This is a genomic window from Culturomica massiliensis, assembly GCF_900091655.1.
Classification (GTDB): Bacteria; Bacteroidota; Bacteroidia; order Bacteroidales; family Marinifilaceae; genus Culturomica; species Culturomica massiliensis.
Genome location: NZ_LT594621.1, coordinates 4,089,204 through 4,105,569 on the forward strand (window position 1 = coordinate 4,089,204; position 16,366 = coordinate 4,105,569).

General features: G+C 40.7%; 18 protein-coding genes and 1 tRNA gene. 16 read left to right on the top strand and 3 right to left on the bottom strand.

Annotated elements, in window-relative coordinates; genetic code table 11:
• Positions 1 to 282: 282 nt before the first annotated feature.
• From BN8908_RS18670 to BN8908_RS17905, 5 genes are all read left to right on the top strand, one after another.
• Complete coding sequence (locus BN8908_RS18670) at positions 283 to 459, top strand: hypothetical protein (RefSeq protein WP_154670143.1); 177 nt, start codon at positions 283 to 285, stop codon at positions 457 to 459.
• Positions 460 to 508: 49 nt separating this feature from the next.
• Positions 509 to 1,375, top strand: coding sequence for a GLPGLI family protein (locus BN8908_RS17890; protein ID WP_068692005.1), 867 nt, complete (start codon positions 509 to 511; stop codon positions 1,373 to 1,375).
• A gap of 152 nt (positions 1,376 to 1,527) precedes the next feature.
• Positions 1,528 to 2,388 carry a GLPGLI family protein gene (locus BN8908_RS17895; protein WP_068692006.1) on the top strand — a complete coding sequence of 287 codons (861 nt, stop codon included), beginning with the start codon at positions 1,528 to 1,530 and terminating at the stop codon, positions 2,386 to 2,388.
• 152 nt (positions 2,389 to 2,540) lie between these two features.
• Entirely contained in the window at positions 2,541 to 3,407 is an 867-nt protein-coding gene (locus tag BN8908_RS17900; protein ID WP_021987655.1) for a GLPGLI family protein, read from the top strand.
• Positions 3,408 to 3,411: 4 nt separating this feature from the next.
• Complete coding sequence (locus BN8908_RS17905) at positions 3,412 to 6,042, top strand: TonB-dependent receptor (protein WP_068692008.1); 2,631 nt, start codon at positions 3,412 to 3,414, stop codon at positions 6,040 to 6,042.
• A gap of 202 nt (positions 6,043 to 6,244) precedes the next feature.
• Here the strand turns inward: BN8908_RS17905 and rny are convergent, their stop codons facing one another.
• The 3 genes from rny to BN8908_RS17920 all read right to left on the bottom strand — a co-directional run bounded on the left by rny (position 6,245) and on the right by BN8908_RS17920 (position 8,696).
• Entirely contained in the window at positions 6,245 to 7,780 is a 1,536-nt protein-coding gene (rny, locus tag BN8908_RS17910) for a ribonuclease Y (protein ID WP_021987653.1), read from the bottom strand.
• A gap of 318 nt (positions 7,781 to 8,098) precedes the next feature.
• On the bottom strand, positions 8,099 to 8,401 hold the full coding sequence (locus tag BN8908_RS17915) for a cell division protein ZapA (protein WP_021987651.1): 303 nt from the start codon (positions 8,399 to 8,401) through the stop codon (positions 8,099 to 8,101).
• A gap of 1 nt (position 8,402) precedes the next feature.
• The gene (locus BN8908_RS17920; protein ID WP_021987650.1) at positions 8,403 to 8,696 is read right to left on the bottom strand and encodes a hypothetical protein; all 294 of its coding nucleotides are present in this window, start codon (positions 8,694 to 8,696) and stop codon (positions 8,403 to 8,405) included.
• A 93-nt stretch (positions 8,697 to 8,789) separates the two neighbouring features.
• Between BN8908_RS17920 and BN8908_RS17925 the strand changes: the two genes are divergently transcribed.
• The 11 genes from BN8908_RS17925 (at position 8,790) to rplA (ending at position 16,346) form a co-directional block, all read left to right on the top strand.
• Positions 8,790 to 10,424: a M23 family metallopeptidase gene (locus BN8908_RS17925; protein WP_082989313.1), complete on the top strand. Its 1,635-nt coding sequence runs from the start codon at positions 8,790 to 8,792 to the stop codon at positions 10,422 to 10,424.
• Positions 10,425 to 10,631: 207 nt separating this feature from the next.
• Positions 10,632 to 10,898: a tetratricopeptide repeat protein gene (locus BN8908_RS17930; RefSeq protein WP_021987648.1), complete on the top strand. Its 267-nt coding sequence runs from the start codon at positions 10,632 to 10,634 to the stop codon at positions 10,896 to 10,898.
• Between the two features lie 319 nt (positions 10,899 to 11,217).
• Positions 11,218 to 11,409, top strand: a complete 192-nt coding sequence (gene rpsU, locus BN8908_RS17935) for a 30S ribosomal protein S21 (protein ID WP_021987646.1) — start codon at positions 11,218 to 11,220, stop codon at positions 11,407 to 11,409.
• A 116-nt stretch (positions 11,410 to 11,525) separates the two neighbouring features.
• Entirely contained in the window at positions 11,526 to 12,407 is an 882-nt protein-coding gene (locus tag BN8908_RS17940) for a tyrosine-type recombinase/integrase (protein WP_068692013.1), read from the top strand.
• A gap of 19 nt (positions 12,408 to 12,426) precedes the next feature.
• Complete coding sequence (hpf, locus tag BN8908_RS17945; RefSeq protein WP_021987644.1) at positions 12,427 to 12,726, top strand: ribosome hibernation-promoting factor, HPF/YfiA family; 300 nt, start codon at positions 12,427 to 12,429, stop codon at positions 12,724 to 12,726.
• 217 nt (positions 12,727 to 12,943) lie between these two features.
• Positions 12,944 to 14,131: an elongation factor Tu gene (gene tuf / locus BN8908_RS17950; RefSeq protein WP_068692014.1), complete on the top strand. Its 1,188-nt coding sequence runs from the start codon at positions 12,944 to 12,946 to the stop codon at positions 14,129 to 14,131.
• 129 nt (positions 14,132 to 14,260) lie between these two features.
• Positions 14,261 to 14,333, top strand: a tRNA-Trp gene (locus tag BN8908_RS17955).
• 72 nt (positions 14,334 to 14,405) lie between these two features.
• Positions 14,406 to 14,597: a preprotein translocase subunit SecE gene (secE, locus tag BN8908_RS17960; RefSeq protein ID WP_068692016.1), complete on the top strand. Its 192-nt coding sequence runs from the start codon at positions 14,406 to 14,408 to the stop codon at positions 14,595 to 14,597.
• Between the two features lie 17 nt (positions 14,598 to 14,614).
• Positions 14,615 to 15,163, top strand: coding sequence for a transcription termination/antitermination protein NusG (gene nusG / locus BN8908_RS17965; RefSeq protein ID WP_021987641.1), 549 nt, complete (start codon positions 14,615 to 14,617; stop codon positions 15,161 to 15,163).
• A 25-nt stretch (positions 15,164 to 15,188) separates the two neighbouring features.
• Complete coding sequence (rplK, locus tag BN8908_RS17970; RefSeq protein WP_021987640.1) at positions 15,189 to 15,626, top strand: 50S ribosomal protein L11; 438 nt, start codon at positions 15,189 to 15,191, stop codon at positions 15,624 to 15,626.
• Between the two features lie 24 nt (positions 15,627 to 15,650).
• Positions 15,651 to 16,346 (top strand): 50S ribosomal protein L1, encoded by a 696-nt coding sequence (gene rplA, locus BN8908_RS17975; RefSeq protein WP_021987639.1) that lies wholly within the window; start codon positions 15,651 to 15,653, stop codon positions 16,344 to 16,346.
• Positions 16,347 to 16,366 lie beyond the last annotated feature (20 nt).

A 16,366-nucleotide genomic window follows, 5' to 3' on the forward strand; every position in this document is an offset into this window, starting at 1 on the left:
GAAAAATTCCGGCAGGCGGAAAAAGCAGCGATGAATAATCCGAATGCCGTTATCGGTAATTCCGGTCTTGTGACGGTACCGAAAGGCGAGAAAATAGTAACGAAAATACTTCCTTATAATCCGATAGAGTTGGAATAGAGAGAAATATTTACGATTTATGATTTACGATTTAGAGGAGTTTTATAAGGATTTTAAATTTTAGATTAACACACAGGCTGCCCCAGAAAAAGAGCGGTTGTTGATTTATGATTTTTCAAAACAGCTTCTTAAACTTTATGAGTTATGAAAAAGAGAATGATTGCTTTCGTAAGTGCGTGTTTTTTAACGTTAGCTGTTGTGGCAGCTCCGATGTATTTTCAATTAAGTTGTGGTAAGATTATTTATAGTGATAGTTCTTATTACGATGATGTGTATGAAATGTGGGATTTATTATTGGATTTAGATGCGGAGAATTGTTAATGAATAAAGAGAGTTCTTTTAGGAACTCTCTTTTATAAACTATGATGTTATGAAAATAATTTTGTTATTTTCTTTTGCTTTAGGTATACAGTTTTCTTTATTTGCTCAAAATATTGTCTTTAAGGGAAATATAGAAGATGTTCCTCGTAAAATGGAGCCTCGTGATACGTTGGATTGTGCGTATTTAAATGTACATTACCGTCAATTGATTCGAAAGGATAAATTATTTCCGGAAGAACTGACAGGATCAGATATGGTTTTACAGATCGGCGAACAAGTATCGAAGTATTCTAATTATAGATTTTTGGTTAATGATTCTATTATGACAGAGGAACTAAGGTGTCCGAAATTGAACATCACTAATATTTTGAACCAAGCTACGATGCGGACTAAAAATGCCGGCGATAGAAGTGTTGTGATAAAAAATTATCCGAAGGGGCAGTATTGGGTACGAGTGCCGGTTTTGTTAAATAAATATATTTATATGGAGAGGGAACCGGTATTTGATTGGATATTTACATCGGATACATTGACAGTATTGGGGTATTTGTGTAAAAAAGCCACCTGTTTGTTCCGGGGGCGTTATTATACAGCCTGGTATGCTCCGGATATACCGTTATCGAACGGTCCCTGGAAGTTTAACGGCTTGCCGGGACTGATCCTGAAAGTGGAAGATGCGGACCGGGATTATTCTTTTGAATGTACAGCCCTTTACAGGGTCGGTTGGAAAAGTCCCATCTATTTAAGTAAAAGGAAAAAAGATATTGAAACGACCCGAGAAAAATTCCGGCAGGCAGAAAAAGCAGCGATGAATAATCCGAATGCCGTTATCGGTAATTCCGGTCTTGTGACGGTACCGAAAGGCGAGAAAATAGTAACGAAAATACTTCCCTATAATCCGATAGAGTTGGAATAGAAAAGTAAGAGGATTGTAAATGAAGTTGCGTGAGGGTTATATTGGACGTAAGAAAAGTTATGAAATAAATATATTTTTTCATGAATAGTTTTGTTCCTACGATAATTTAGTATATTTACGAAAAATTCGTAGTATATATAAAATTAATAAGTATGAAAACAATATTGATAGTGACATTTTTCTTTTTCTTGCAGTTTTCTTTATTTGCACAAACGATTGGAGGAAATTTAGAAAACTTTCCCCGTGAAATGGATCCTCGGGATACATTGGATTATGCTTTTTTAAATGTACATTATCGTCAGTCAGTAAGGGAAAATAAACTTATTCCGGATAAGTTGACAGAATCGGATATGGTGTTACAGATTGGAAATGAAAAATCCAAATATGTAAATTATAAGATTTTGATCAGCGATTCTATTATGGCGGAGGAATTAAAGCAGTTGGAATTAAGTATGTTACAAGTTTTGAATGGGGCTTTGATGCGGACTAAAAAGGCTGGAGATAGGAGTGAATTAATTAAAAATTATCCGAAGGGTCAATATTGGGTCCGAATGCCGGTATTGTTAGATAGATATGTTTACACGGAAACGAAACCGACATTCGATTGGACATTTGCATCGGATACACTGACTGTATTGGGGTATTTGTGTAAAAAGGCAACCTGTTCGTTCCGGGGGCGTGATTATACGGCCTGGTATGCTCCCGATATTCCGTTATCGAACGGTCCCTGGAAGTTTAACGGTTTGCCGGGGCTGATCCTGAAAGTAGAGGATGCAGACCGGGATTATTCTTTTGAATGTACGGACCTGTACCGGGTCGACTGGAAAAGTCCTATATATTTGAGTAAAATAAAAAATACTATCAAAACGACCCGTGAAAAATTCCGGCAGGCAGAAAAAGCAGCGATGAATAATCCGAATGCCGTTATCGGTAATTCCGGTCTTCTGACGGTACCGAAAGGCGAAAAAATGGTGACGAAAACACGTCCTTATAATCCGATAGAACTGCAATAGAAAAGTGAGCGGATTGGATGTGAAGCTGTGTAAGGATTATATTGGATGTAAAAGGAGTTATGAAATAAATGTATTTTTTCATGAATAGCTTTGTTTCTACGATAACTTAGTATATTTACGATAAATTCGTAGCGTGTGTAAAATTGGTAAGTATGAAAACAATATTGGCAGCGATGTTTTTCTTTTTAGTGCAATTTCCTCTGTTTGCACAAGTGACAATTTCATTTCCTAAAGGTGAGGCGGGGTTTCCACGTGATATGACTCCCCGGGATACGTTGGATTATACGTATTTGAATGCGCATTATTGTCAGTTGGTACGGGAAAATAAATCAGATCCCGATACGCTGACAAAGTCCGAAATGATGTTGCAGATTGGTAAGCAAGTGTCAAGATATTCTAACTATACTTATTGGATTAGCGACTCCATTAAGGCAGATGAATTGAAACGTCCTGAATTGAGTTTAGCCAGTATTTTCAATCAATATTTTGCACGGACTTATAAGGCTGGGGATAAAGGTGTCCTGCTCAAGAATTATCCGAAAGGACAGTGCCTGTTCCAGAAAGAAATCTTGATAAATGAGTATGTTTATACGGAGGATATGCCGGTGTTCGATTGGACTTTTATGCCGGATACGCTGAGAGTGTTGGGGTATTTGTGTAAAAAAGCAACCTGCTCGTTTCGGGGGCGTGATTATACGGCCTGGTATGCTCCGGATATACCGTTATCAAACGGTCCCTGGAAGTTTAACGGATTACCTGGGCTGATCCTGAAAGTGGAGGATGCGGACCGGGATTATTCTTTCGAATGTACTGCTCTGTACCGGGTTGATTGGGAAAGTCCTATTTACTTAACGAATAGCAAGCTTAAGGTACGTTTGACCCGTAAAAAATTCATGCAGGTAGAGAAGATGGCTATGAGTAATCCGGGGGCTGTTATCGGTAATTCTGGTCTTGTATCGGTACCCAAAGATCAACTGCCCCGTGAAAAATATCCGTATAACCCGATAGAATTAGAATGAGCCTATGAACAAGATGTTGTGGTATGTTGGAATTTTGGTTACTCTGTGTATAAGTCCGTCAGTTTTGGCGCAAACCGTGTATGAAGGGAAGATTGTAGAAGAAGGAACCGGACGGCTGGTGAGTGATGTTATTTGTTCGGCTACCGATCTGAAAGGAGAGAAAGTTTTTGCATATACCATGAGTGGAGAGCAGGGAGAATACCGGTTGCGGTTTTATGCGGAGGTTGATTCCGTATGTCTGCGTTTTGCTTTGTTGGGGTATAAGAATGTTGTTTTAATTTGTAAAAATGTGAGTGGGCAAAAGGATATTACTTTTGTTCCTACGCAATTTCAATTGAAGGAGGTGACCGTAAAGGCTGCACCAATGTGGTCGGTGGGGGATACGCTTAATTACCGGGTAGAGGCTTTTCAGGGAGGAGAAGACCGGGTGATCGGTGATGTTCTGAAAAAATTACCCGGTATTAAAGTCAGTGAAAACGGAGCGATTACGTATCAGGGGGAACCGATCAACCGTTTTTATATTGAAGGACTGGATTTGTTGCGGGCCAAATATGGGATAGCTACGAATAATATTCCGGCTGATGCAGTAGAAAAAGTACAGGTACTGGAAAATCATCAACCTGTAAAACTGCTGAGAGATCAGGTGTTTTCGCAACAGGCAGCTATTAATCTGAAACTGAAAAAAGAAAAACTGGGGCGGCCGGTGATTAACGCAGAAGCCGGCGGTGGTTTTACTTCTTCCGAAGGTTTGTGGGAAGGAAAGCTGATGGCGATGGAAATGGCCCGTAGCTGGCAGTCGTTATATACGTTTAAAACCAACAATACCGGACGTAATCTGACGGATGAATTAAGCGATCATGGTTTGGGAATGGCTGATTTATTGCAAGGAGTTCCCCCTTATCCGACTGATTTGATGGAATCGGGAAGCCTGATCGCTTTGCCGGTGGATGAAAAGCGTTATTTGCAGAATCAATCTTATGCAGCTACTGCCAATCAATTGTGGAAGATTGATGAGGATTCCCAATTGCGTTTGGTGCTGACTTACCTGAAAAACCGGGATCGGGAGCAAAGGCAGGAACTTAATCGTTATCAGTTGGGAACGGAAGAAGAGTTGCTGTGGAATACTTTAAATCAGTTACGGGACGATTCGCATAGGGCTGAAGCCGTGTTTTCGTGGACGACGAATGCTTCTTCTGTGTATGTGGATGATGAACTGAAATTTTACGGTAATTGGCGTGATGTGGCTTCCGGTGTCAGCGGGTCACAACAGGTAGACCAGGATTTCAGAATGCCTTTGTTTTTGATCCAGAATAAATTGGATCTGGTTAAAAGAACCGGAAAAAGTAATTGGAATTTGTATTCTTTTATCCGGTATACCGGACAACCTCAACGTTTGGATGTGGCAGGGGATACCGTGCAGTTCGGACAGGTCGGTTTGTTAAAACAACGTACCGACCGTCAAAAGTTTTACACGACGAATCGTACCGGATTTTCGCGGCAGAAAGGAAAATCTTTATTCAGACTGGATGTCGCATTTACGGCTGCCTTGGAACATCTTAGTTCGGATTTACGACCCGGTTTGTTTGAAGTGAGTCAGAACAACCGCCTGCAATGGAATCGTTGGGAGTATCAGTTACAGCCGGAGTATACCCTGAGGGGAGAACGGGGAAGGTTGACGATTGGTATGCCCTTGGTTTTTCTGGATTTGTATGCCGATCATCGTTCGATACCTGAAAAAGAACATTTTTCCCGACTTTGGACGAATCCGTCGGTGCGGTATCATTATACATTCAATCCTTATTGGAAAGCATCGCTTTCTTACCGGATGCAAAAGGAATTAGGAGATGCTCTGGATTTTACAGAGGGAGTCCGTATGACGAATTTCCGTACCTTTCGTAAAGGAATATCCATACCGGAGCAACGGACGTCACATTCGTATAGTGCCAGTTTCACTTACCGGAATCCGATCAATGTGTTGTTTACGACTCTGTCGGTCATTTATCGAATGCAACATTCGAATCTGGTATCGGCACAAACTCTGACTGAAAACCATATCCTTCAATATAGAGAGAAAAGAGATAATGACAGGCGCTATCTGATGATAAACGGGCGTTTGGGTAAATATTGGGATGGCTGGCGGACTAATTTATCTGTCGATGCCGGATATACCCGAATGAGTTTCAATCAGTTTCAGCAACAAAAGGAGTGGAAGGTTACCGGACATACGGCACAGGTAACTGTAAACATAGACTGCGAACCGGTTTCCTGGAACCGGGTGAATTTACAAATCGCTTATAAAGGTAATAAAACGGGTACGGCTCGTTATGTTTCCGACTGGTTGTCGGATTGGAAATCCGGTTTATCGCTGCATTTTTTTCCGGCTCCTTATTGGCAGGTGACCTGGAAGGGGGAGTATGTAAATAATGAAATTGCAGATGCTCCTGATTTGCGGCTTTTCTTTATGGATGCAGAGGTCAGGTATTCACTGCCTCGCTGGGAGGTCGCTTTACGTTGTGAAAATATCTGTGATAAACACACCTATGCTTTTTCTTCCTATGACGGTGTAAATACCTTTTCTACCTCCTATGCTTTAAGACGGCGTGCCGTTTTGGTCAGTTTGGGATTTAAATTGTAGATTTCTGATTGTGGTTTATAAACCGGGATCTGAAACGGGGAAGGAAAGTAAAGGAAAAACTCTTCTGATTTTTGATTTGCGATCTTTCTTTTTTGCAGGAAAGGATAGGGCTCCGATTTATAATTGAGATCCGTGTGTTGTTTTATAAAAAAATCTCCGAAAATTTTGTTTTCGGAGATTTTTCTTTTTATCCGTTCGGGATTTATTTGGCGTAAGCAATGGCCCGTGTTTCACGGATTACCGTTACTTTAACCTGTCCCGGGTAAGTCATTTCGTCCTGTATGCGTTTGGCTACGTCGAAGGAAATTTTTTCGGCTTCTTTGTCCGAGATCTTTTCACTTCCGACCACTACGCGCAGTTCACGGCCGGCTTGTATAGCGTATGTTTTTACAACACCGTTGTAAGAAAGTGCCAAGTCTTCCATATCTTTCAGACGTTTGATATAAGACTCTACAACTTCCCGGCGGGCACCCGGACGGGCACCGGAAATGGCATCACAAGCCTGCACAATCGGAGCGATCAGCGTGGTCATTTCGATTTCTTCATGATGGGCTCCGATAGCGTTGCAAATATCCGGTTTCTCTTTGTATTTTTCAGCTAATTGCATACCGAGGATAGCGTGCGGCAATTCCGGCTCATCGTCGGGCACTTTACCGATGTCATGCAACAGGCCGGCGCGTTTGGCTTTTTTCACATTCAAACCGAGTTCCGCAGCCATGATAGCACAGAGGTTGGCCGTTTCCCGGGCATGTTGTAACAGGTTTTGACCGTAAGAAGAACGGTATTTCATTTTTCCGATCAAACGGATTAATTCCGGATGCAATCCGTGAATACCCAGGTCGATTGTGGTACGTTTACCGGTCTCGATGATTTCTTCTTCGATTTGTTTTTTGACTTTATTTACGACTTCTTCGATGCGTGCCGGATGAATACGTCCGTCCGTTACCAGTTGGTGTAAGGATAAACGGGCGATTTCTCTTCTGACAGGATCAAAGCCTGAAAGAACGATAGCTTCCGGAGTGTCATCAACGATGATTTCAACACCGGTGGCTGCTTCAAGAGCACGGATATTCCGGCCTTCGCGCCCGATAATCCGTCCTTTGATTTCGTCCGAATCAATATGGAAAATGGATACTGCATTTTCCGTAGCCGTTTCCGTAGCCACACGTTGTATGGTTTTGATAACTACTTTTTTAGCTTCCATATTGGCTGTCATCTTGGCCTCTTCCATGATTTCATTAACATAGGAAATGGCTTCGGTTTCAGCTTCTTCTTTCAGGGAATTGATGAGTTTTTCTTTGGCCTGTTCGCCGGACATGCCTGAAATAGCTTCTAACTGTTCGATTTGTTGTTTTTTCAGTTTATCCAGTTCGGAAACTTTTTTCTCCATCAATTCCTTTTGTACATCTAAATTGGATTGAAGTGACTGGAGGTCTTTGGATTTCCGCTGGATTTCTTCCATCTTTTGAGAGATAAAAGTTTCCTGTTGCTTCAATTTATTTTCAGCAACCAAAAGCTTGTTATTGCGTGCTGCGGCCTGTTTCTCATGTTCTGCTTTGATTTGCAGAAATTTTTCTTTTGCCTGGAGAATCTTATCTTTTTTTATAACTTCGGCTTCAGCCTCTGCTTCTTTGATAATATTTTCACTTCTGTGCTTTAATGCGAGCCGGATCACAATATATCCAATCAAGATTCCGACGATCAGGGCCACCACTCCTGCGATTATTATGTGTGTCATATTGTTGAAATTAAAATGTAATTATATGTTGTGTTATAAGTTTCTCATTTATGTGTTATTGGTGTAAAATCAAATGTGTCGATTTTATAACCGCTAACGTGGGTACAAAAAAAACCCGCACTATTTCATTTAATAAAACCCCTGTATGACACGGGTAGAGCTGCAATTTGATTCAGACTTCCACTGTCCCGAAGGAACTCCGAAGAGTTGAGGCCTGTCTTGGGCAAATAAAGCATCCGCTCTAATTGTTTGAGTGTTGAGTTTTTCGCTTAAATTCGAAATAATGCGGGAATATCTTATTCAAAGAACGCTTGTCAATTACTCTTTAACGAATTCGTCAATTCGCAAATTGATCTTTTCAATCTCATTTATCAATGGCCCGGTATCGTTTCGTTTCTCAGCCTGAATCAGGGCTACTGTATGCTGAAACGCTGTCAGATACAAAAAGTCCAAAGGATCGGCTTGTGTCCCGTACTTGGCCTGAAATTTAGAAATCATATCATTGATACGTTTCGATGCTGCCCGGTAAATCTCCTCTTCCTCCTGGCTTTTGGCAATAATCGGGAATTTTTTATTCGCGATACTGACATTTATCGAAACCGTAGAATCTTTTTCGCTCATATCAATTGTTCAAAAGAGCAATACATTTATCGATCTCCCGCACCAGTTGGTTAATTCGCAATTTCGCCTGATAACTGCCGTCACCCGAACCTGAAAGCGCATTTGCCACTCTGGCTGTTTTTAATTCTTCATTTAAATTTTGCTTCTCACTTTTCAGATTTTCAATCTCAGCAGATAATTCCTCTATCCTGCTTTTTTGATCTTCAATCGTCTGAAGTGAGGATATATATAGTTTTATTAATCTTTCAACTTTAAATTTCAGCTCGTTTAAAACGGCATCCTCTTTTCCGCTCATAACGTTATCTTTTCATGACAAAGATAATTTTTTTTCTTCAAATTATCAATAGTGTTGATATATTTGCGACATAAAATTAAATATTTTGCCGGGATGAGAATGATTAAATGGTTTTGTCGGTTGGGGTTGGTGGTACTTCATTGTTTTATAATGATACCTCTGTATGCTCAGTTGGGTACGAATATCTTGCCTTTGAGAAGAGAACCTTTGTTGAGCGGGAATTTCGGGGAATTGCGAGCCACCCATTTTCATTCCGGAATCGATCTGAAGACAGGAGGTACTACCGGTTTGCCGGTTTTATGTGTGAACGACGGGGTTATTGCCCGAATCCGTATTTCGGCTTCCGGATATGGAAATGCACTTTACGTAGAACATCCGGATGGCATGACGACGGTGTACGGGCATCTGGATCGTTTTAACGGTAAAATACGAAAAGTAGCCAGAGAATTGCAATACCGCAACGAAAGCTTTGAGCTGGATGAAAATGTACGGGAACTCGGGCTGATCTTCCGGAAAGGGGACACAATTGCTTATAGTGGAAATACAGGTGCTTCGGGCGGGCCTCATTTGCATTTTGAATACCGGGATACGAAGACAGAAAATATTCTGAATCCTTTACGTTTTATTGCCATTCAGGATCACGTTGCTCCTAATTTCCGAAAATTGTACGTGTATGAATCGGACCCGGCGGGACGGTTGATACGTCGTCGTTGTGACGTGAAGGCTTTGGGGAAAGGACGTTATGATGCCGGCCGTATAAAGGTATCTGCCGGCCGTGTCGGTGTCGGTGCTTATATTACGGATGTTATGGATGGTTCCTGGAATAAACTGGGCGTGTATAAATTGACTTTACGGAGCAGACAGGCTGAGCGCTTTCGCCTGGTTGTTGATACCGGTGCTTTCGATAAAGCGCCTTTGGTAAACGATTTGAAAGATTTTGAACTTTACCGGGAAAGATCGGAGACGGTGTATCGTTGTTTTGGGAATTATATCGACCGGATACCGGGGATCAGTTGTGTGGACAACGGTTATTTGACGCTGAACGAAGGAGAAGAGGCCGAGGTGGAGTTGGAAGCTGAAGATATCAGCGGCAATAGTTCTGTGCTTCGTTGTGTACTGGTCGGAGGAAAACAACATGGGAAGAAGGAGGGAAAAGTGTTGGAGGTCGGACGTGTATATCATTTAAAAGCCGGTCCCTATGTGCTGGAGCTGGATTCCTGCTCATTGTTTACTGTGGTGGACAGTATTGCGACTGTGGATTCGGCAGGTGTATTTGTCACAGCCAGACAGGATGTACCGCTTTGGGTTAAAGCTTTGTTGCGGGTAGAAGGGGAATATTGGGATGCCCGGATGGTATTGGCACGATTAAATGCCAAAGGACAATGGGAAGCATTGAAAACAATGCGGGAGGGGAATGGGTTATGTGCCTGGGTGAATATGTTGGGAAAATATACCTTATTAATAGATTCGGTTCCACCCCGGGTCGAATATGGCGGAATGATTAACGGTAGTCTGAAGTTTACAATAAAAGATGAATTGGCAGGCATACGTGAATATAGGGGGGAAGTGAACGGGCGTTGGTGTCTTTTCGAATATGATGCAAAAACGGGAACATTGACTTGTCGTAAGAATGAGCCGGCTTTTGTAAAAGGACAGAAAAACCGGGTATTGTTGACCGTTACGGATGCTGTCGGGAATAAGACCAGACGGGAAATAATCGTGAATTGAATAAGTTGGGTATAAATTTATGATTTTAAATTTTAAATTGTTTGATAAGCCGATTCGTTGTCAGATTTATATAATCTAAAATCATAAATCATAAATCTAAAATCTAAAATCATAAATTTATACCTATCTTTATTCTTTATTTGCGATTCATCTTTTTGCAGGGAGAGAGAAATTGAATATAAACTTTATAATTTTAATGATTACTTTATGGATTGTCACATAGAAAAACTGGTAAAAGAAGGGAAATTGCAGGAAGCAATACTAGAATTGGAGAAAAAAACAGCGGATCAGCCGGATGAAATGGATTTGTTGGAATTGGGAGAGTTGTATTACCGGGAGGGAAAGAATACGGATGCGTTGAATAAATTCAATGCGGTATTGCGCTTGAATCCTGAAAATTCAAAAGCGCAAACTTATATTTCGATGATCAACAAAGTGCTGGATTTTTTTTGTAAGGATTTGTTGAATCCCTGATCGGAACATTTTTCTGCCGGCTGAAAATAAATTTCCTGTATGCATGTTTTTGATTCTCGACTAAAACGTTTATCTTTGCCTTCCATTTTTGAAAAATATAATTAATTAAAAATCAAACCGCTTGAAAGGAGGTGGGCTATTCCGGGGATATAATTGCAGTGTAAAATAGGACAAAAATTGCGGACACCAGGTTTGCCAGGGATTTTTGTGGTTTATATTAAACCGGATAATGCAGGAAATGTACAGCGTTTCCAATATTTGGCGGGGAAGATTTGCGGAGGATTAATAACTTAATGTTGAATATTAAAAATTGAATATCATGATTATAGTACCTTTAAAAGAAGGCGAAAATATCGAGAGAGCCTTGAAAAAATTCAAAAGAAAATTTGAAAAAACCGGTATAGTAAAAGAATTGAGAGATCGTCAGGCATTTACAAAGCCTTCGATTCGTAATCGTCAGCAACACTTGAAAGCTGTTTATAAACAGTCTTTACAAGCTGCTGAAGAATAAAATATTGCTCCGGATTTGTAAATTCCGGAGTAAAGTTTTATATTTAGATACGATTTTAGAGTCCGGAACCGGGGAAGAAAATACAGTTTTCGGTAAGGCTCGTAATAGTATAAAATATGGATATTGAGCCATTTCTGAATTATCTGAAAGATGTGAAAAGATATTCGTTTCACACCTTGGTTGCTTATAAAGAGGATTTGGAGCAGTTTCTGAAATTCTGCGCGACAAAGAAAGACGTATTCGGATTTACAGACATCACAGGAAAGATTGTAAGGGAATGGGCTGTGATCAAGATGTCGGAAGGAATGAATGCGACTACCGTGAGGCGGAAATTGAGCGCATTGCGGACTTTGTTCAAATATTTGATGCGGGAAGGTATTGTGGAGAGTGATCCGACAGAAGTCGTCATGTCTCCCAAGATGGGAAAGAAACTACCTGTTTTCGTTCCTGATTATCAAATGGATGAATTGCTGGATAGTGAGGCATTGGAGGGAGGATTTGCAGAGCAGAGGGATCGGTTGGTTTTATTGATGGCCTATTATACCGGAATGAGGCGTTCGGAGTTGGTTGGGCTGAAGGTGCGAGATATCGATTTTTCCGGGAAAAATATTGTCGTTACAGGTAAGGGAAACAAGCAACGCTTGATACCTTTGGCTGATGAATTGATTGAAAATATAGCTCCCTATCTGAAATTGCGGGGAGAATTGGTAAACGGGAGGCACGATGTTTTTTTTGTAACAGATAAAGGGGGACCGGCATACGATAAGTTTATTTATCGGCTGGTGGTAAGGTGGCTCGGAAAAGTCACTTCTTTATCCAAAAGGAGTCCGCATGTCTTGCGTCATACTTTCGCTACGCAATTGCTCAACAATGGGGCTTGTATAGAAGCTATTCGTGAATTGTTGGGACATTCTGATCTGACAGCAACGCAGGTTTATACTCACAATTCTTTTGAAAATTTAATTAAGGTGTTTAACCAGGCTCATCCGAGGGCTTAAAATTAAAGGAGGAAATACTATGGAAGTTAGGATTAGTTCTGTTGGTTTTTCTGCAAGTTCGCAACTGGAGGAATTTATCCAGAAAAAGCTGGCTAAGTTGGAAAAATACAATGATTCGATTCTAGGGATCGATGTTGCATTGAAATTGGAAAAAGATGATAATCTTGAAAACAAAGTAGTGGAAGTAAGCGTGGATATAAAAGGTCAAGATGTTTTTGCCAAGAAAAATGCAAAAAAATTCGAAGAAGCTGTCGATGAGTTGTATGACGTTGTAAAACGTCAGTTGGTAAAAATCAAAGAAAAAGAGAGAGAAAAATAATTTGTGCCCTGAGCTGGGGAAAATAGATAATAATCTATAAACCACAAACTTTAAGTGAAAATAATTTTGTGCAACAAAATTATTTTTCTATATTTGCACGCTCGATAATCGGGCTTTTCTGGGCTGTCATGTGATAATTACTTGTCGGTCAGGAAGTAAAGAATAGAACACAGATTTTTTGTAATAAATTGTTTAATAATAAAATTGTTTTAGAGTTATGGCTAAAGAAAAGTTTGACAGGTCAAAACCACACGTAAATATCGGTACTATCGGTCACGTTGACCACGGTAAAACTACATTAACTGCAGCAATCACTACAGTGTTGGCAAAAAAAGGTCTTTCAGAATTGCGTTCTTTCGATTCTATCGATAATGCTCCGGAAGAAAAAGAAAGAGGTATTACGATCAATACTTCTCACGTAGAATATCAGACAGCTAACCGTCACTATGCTCACGTTGACTGTCCGGGTCACGCTGACTATGTAAAGAACATGGTTACGGGTGCTGCTCAGATGGACGGTGCTATTTTGGTTTGTGCCGCTACTGATGGTCCGATGCCTCAGACCCGCGAACATATTCTTTTGGCTCGTCAGGTAAACGTTCCGAGAATCGTTGTGTTCCTGAACAAAGTGGATATGGTTGACGATCAGGAAATGTTGGAATTGGTGGAAATGGAACTTCGCGAATTGTTGAGTTTCTATCAGTATGACGGCGACAATACCCCGATTATTTTGGGTTCTGCATTGGGTGCTTTGAATGGTGAAGCAAAATGGGAAGACAAAGTGATGGAATTGATGGATGCTGTTGATACATGGATTCCGCTTCCTCCGCGTGACAATGAAAAACCGTTCCTGATGCCGGTTGAAGACGTATTCTCAATTACCGGTCGTGGTACTGTTGCCACAGGTCGTATCGAAACGGGTATCATACACGTAGGTGATGAAATCGAAATGATCGGTTTGGGTGCTGACGGTAAGAAAACGGTATGTACCGGAGTTGAAATGTTCCGTAAATTGTTGGATACAGGTGAGGCTGGTGATAACGTAGGTTTGTTGCTGCGTGGCGTTGATAAAAATGAAATCAAACGTGGTATGGTATTGGCAAAACCGGGTTCAGTGAAACCGCACAGCAAATTCAAGGCTGAGGTTTATATCCTGAAGAAAGAAGAAGGTGGTCGTCATACTCCGTTCCACAACAAATACAGACCGCAGTTCTACTTGCGTACTATGGACGTTACGGGTGAAATTACCTTGCCGGAAGGAACTGAAATGGTAATGCCGGGAGATAACGTAACAATCACTGTTGAGTTGTTGACTCCGGTTGCTTGTTCACTCGGTTTGCGTTTCGCTATCCGTGAAGGTGGACGTACCGTAGGTGCCGGACAGATTACTGAAATCTTAGAATAATTTACGATTTGTGATTTTGATTTACCATGTAAATCTTAATCACAAATCATAGATGATAAGTTTGCGATTTGCGATTTTCTGCTTAGGGCAGTTAATCGTAAATCGTAAATCCAAATCTGCAATTAATAAACGGGTGTAGCTCAGTTGGTAGAGCATCGGTCTCCAAAACCGAGTGTCGGGAGTTCGAGTCTCTCCACCCGTGCTTGCTATTTTAATTTTAAATTTTAAGTTGTAAGTTTGCACGCAATTTAAAATTTACAATCTACGATCTAAAATGAAAATAAAGACTTACTTCGCAGAGGTATATAACGAATTGGTCAATAAAGTGTCTTGGCCTTCCTGGTCAGAACTCCAGAGCAGTGCCGCAATTGTAATGATAGCTTCCGTCATGATTGCGATAGGTATATTTGTTATGGATTTCGTATTCAGACATGTGATGACCTTTATTTATAGTATGTTTTATTAATAATCCGGAAAACGAATATGGCAGAAATTAAAAAAAGATGGTATGTGCTTCGTGTGATCGGTGGTAAGGAGAAAAAGGTAAAGGAGTACATCGAAAATGAAATTGCCAGTTTGGGACTTCAGGATTATGTTTCACAGGTTTTGATACCCACCGAGAAGATCTATCAGGTACGTAACGGGAAAAAAATCAGTAAAGAACGGAATTTCTTTCCAGGTTATGTTATGATAGAGGCTGCTTTAGTTGGTGAAATCCCTCACATGCTTCGTGATATCACGAACGTGATAGGCTTCCTGGGGGAAACCAAAGGAGGTGATCCGGTGCCGATGCGTTTAGCAGAGGTGAATCGGATTCTTGGCAAGGTGGATGAACTTGCAGAACAGCCGGAAGAAGTAAGCGTTCCTTACTTTGTGGGCGAATCCGTTAAAGTTACAGACGGACCGTTCAACGGTTTTACCGGTGTGATAGAGGAGGTGAATAATGACAAAAAACGGGTGAAAGTAATTGTCAAGGTTTTTGGTCGTCAGACACCGCTCGAATTGAGTTTCATGCAGGTAGAAAAAGAATAATTTAAATTATTGAGAAGAAAAAATCATGGCAAAAGAAGTTGAAGCTATTATTAAGCTACAGATCAAAGCTGGTGCCGCTAATCCTTCTCCCCCTGTGGGACCTGCATTAGGTTCTAAAGGAGTCAATATTATGGACTTCTGTAAACAATTCAATGCAAGAACTCAGGACCAGGCAGGAAAGATTATTCCGGTAATTATTCAGGTTTACGGAGATAAATCTTTCGATTTTATCACCAAACAACCTCCTGTTGCAATTCAACTTTTGGAAGTGGCAAAAATCAAATCAGGTTCTGCGGAACCCAACCGTAAAAAGGTAGCCTCTATTTCCTGGGATCAGGTAAAACAGATCGCAGAAGGAAAAATGAGTGATTTGAACGCTTTTGAAGTGGAAAAAGCAATGAGCATGGTAGCTGGAACTGCCAGAAGTATGGGGATCACCGTTGAGGGTGAGAAACCTTTTTAATGAATTTGTAATACTTCAAACGTAATGAGTAAACTGACAAAAAATAAGAAGTTAGCTTTAGAAAAGATCGAAAATGGTAAAGTTTATACCATTGAAGAAGCTGCTAAACTTGTGAAGGAGATTACTTTTACCAAGTTTGATGCGTCAGTTGACATGGACGTTCGTCTGGGTGTAGACCCACGTAAAGCTAATCAAATGGTACGTGGTGTTGTCACCTTACCTCACGGAACCGGTAAACAGGTTCGTGTTTTGGTACTTTGTACACCTGATAAGGTGGAAGAAGCTAAAGCTGCCGGAGCCGACTATGTTGGATTGGATGATTATATTGAGAAATTGAAATCAGGTTGGACTGATATCGATATCATTATTACCATGCCGTCTATCATGGGTAAAATCGGTGCTTTAGGACGAATTTTAGGTCCGCGTGGATTGATGCCGAACCCCAAGAGCGGTACTGTTACCATGGAAATTGGTAAAGCTGTTCATGAGGTTAAGCAGGGAAAAATTGATTTTAAAGTTGACAAGTTTGGTATCGTGCACACTTCTATCGGTAAAGTAACTTTTGAAGCTGATCAGATTAAGGACAATGCTCGTGAGTTCATGAACATGATCCAGAAGCTGAAACCGTCTTCTGCTAAGGGTACTTACGTAAAGAGTGTGTTCCTGTCAAGTACAATGAGTCCCGGTATTAAATTAGACCTTAAGTCATTACTTGATTAATTATTAACCTTTAAAAGGAC

What these genes read in the sequence shown, in the direction of transcription:
- BN8908_RS18670 (WP_154670143.1), top strand. Translation starts at nt 283, where the DNA reads ATGAAAAAGAGAATGATTGCTTTCGTAAGTGCGTGTTTTTTAACGTTA.
- BN8908_RS17890 (WP_068692005.1), top strand. Translation starts at nt 509, where the DNA reads ATGAAAATAATTTTGTTATTTTCTTTTGCTTTAGGTATACAGTTTTCT.
- BN8908_RS17895 (WP_068692006.1), top strand. Translation starts at nt 1,528, where the DNA reads ATGAAAACAATATTGATAGTGACATTTTTCTTTTTCTTGCAGTTTTCT.
- BN8908_RS17900 (WP_021987655.1), top strand. Translation starts at nt 2,541, where the DNA reads ATGAAAACAATATTGGCAGCGATGTTTTTCTTTTTAGTGCAATTTCCT.
- BN8908_RS17905 (WP_068692008.1), top strand. Translation starts at nt 3,412, where the DNA reads ATGAACAAGATGTTGTGGTATGTTGGAATTTTGGTTACTCTGTGTATA.
- rny (WP_021987653.1), bottom strand. Translation starts at nt 7,780, where the DNA reads ATGACACACATAATAATCGCAGGAGTGGTGGCCCTGATCGTCGGAATC.
- BN8908_RS17915 (WP_021987651.1), bottom strand. Translation starts at nt 8,401, where the DNA reads ATGAGCGAAAAAGATTCTACGGTTTCGATAAATGTCAGTATCGCGAAT.
- BN8908_RS17920 (WP_021987650.1), bottom strand. Translation starts at nt 8,696, where the DNA reads ATGAGCGGAAAAGAGGATGCCGTTTTAAACGAGCTGAAATTTAAAGTT.
- BN8908_RS17925 (WP_082989313.1), top strand. Translation starts at nt 8,790, where the DNA reads ATGAGAATGATTAAATGGTTTTGTCGGTTGGGGTTGGTGGTACTTCAT.
- BN8908_RS17930 (WP_021987648.1), top strand. Translation starts at nt 10,632, where the DNA reads ATGGATTGTCACATAGAAAAACTGGTAAAAGAAGGGAAATTGCAGGAA.
- rpsU (WP_021987646.1), top strand. Translation starts at nt 11,218, where the DNA reads ATGATTATAGTACCTTTAAAAGAAGGCGAAAATATCGAGAGAGCCTTG.
- BN8908_RS17940 (WP_068692013.1), top strand. Translation starts at nt 11,526, where the DNA reads ATGGATATTGAGCCATTTCTGAATTATCTGAAAGATGTGAAAAGATAT.
- hpf (WP_021987644.1), top strand. Translation starts at nt 12,427, where the DNA reads ATGGAAGTTAGGATTAGTTCTGTTGGTTTTTCTGCAAGTTCGCAACTG.
- tuf (WP_068692014.1), top strand. Translation starts at nt 12,944, where the DNA reads ATGGCTAAAGAAAAGTTTGACAGGTCAAAACCACACGTAAATATCGGT.
- secE (WP_068692016.1), top strand. Translation starts at nt 14,406, where the DNA reads ATGAAAATAAAGACTTACTTCGCAGAGGTATATAACGAATTGGTCAAT.
- nusG (WP_021987641.1), top strand. Translation starts at nt 14,615, where the DNA reads ATGGCAGAAATTAAAAAAAGATGGTATGTGCTTCGTGTGATCGGTGGT.
- rplK (WP_021987640.1), top strand. Translation starts at nt 15,189, where the DNA reads ATGGCAAAAGAAGTTGAAGCTATTATTAAGCTACAGATCAAAGCTGGT.
- rplA (WP_021987639.1), top strand. Translation starts at nt 15,651, where the DNA reads ATGAGTAAACTGACAAAAAATAAGAAGTTAGCTTTAGAAAAGATCGAA.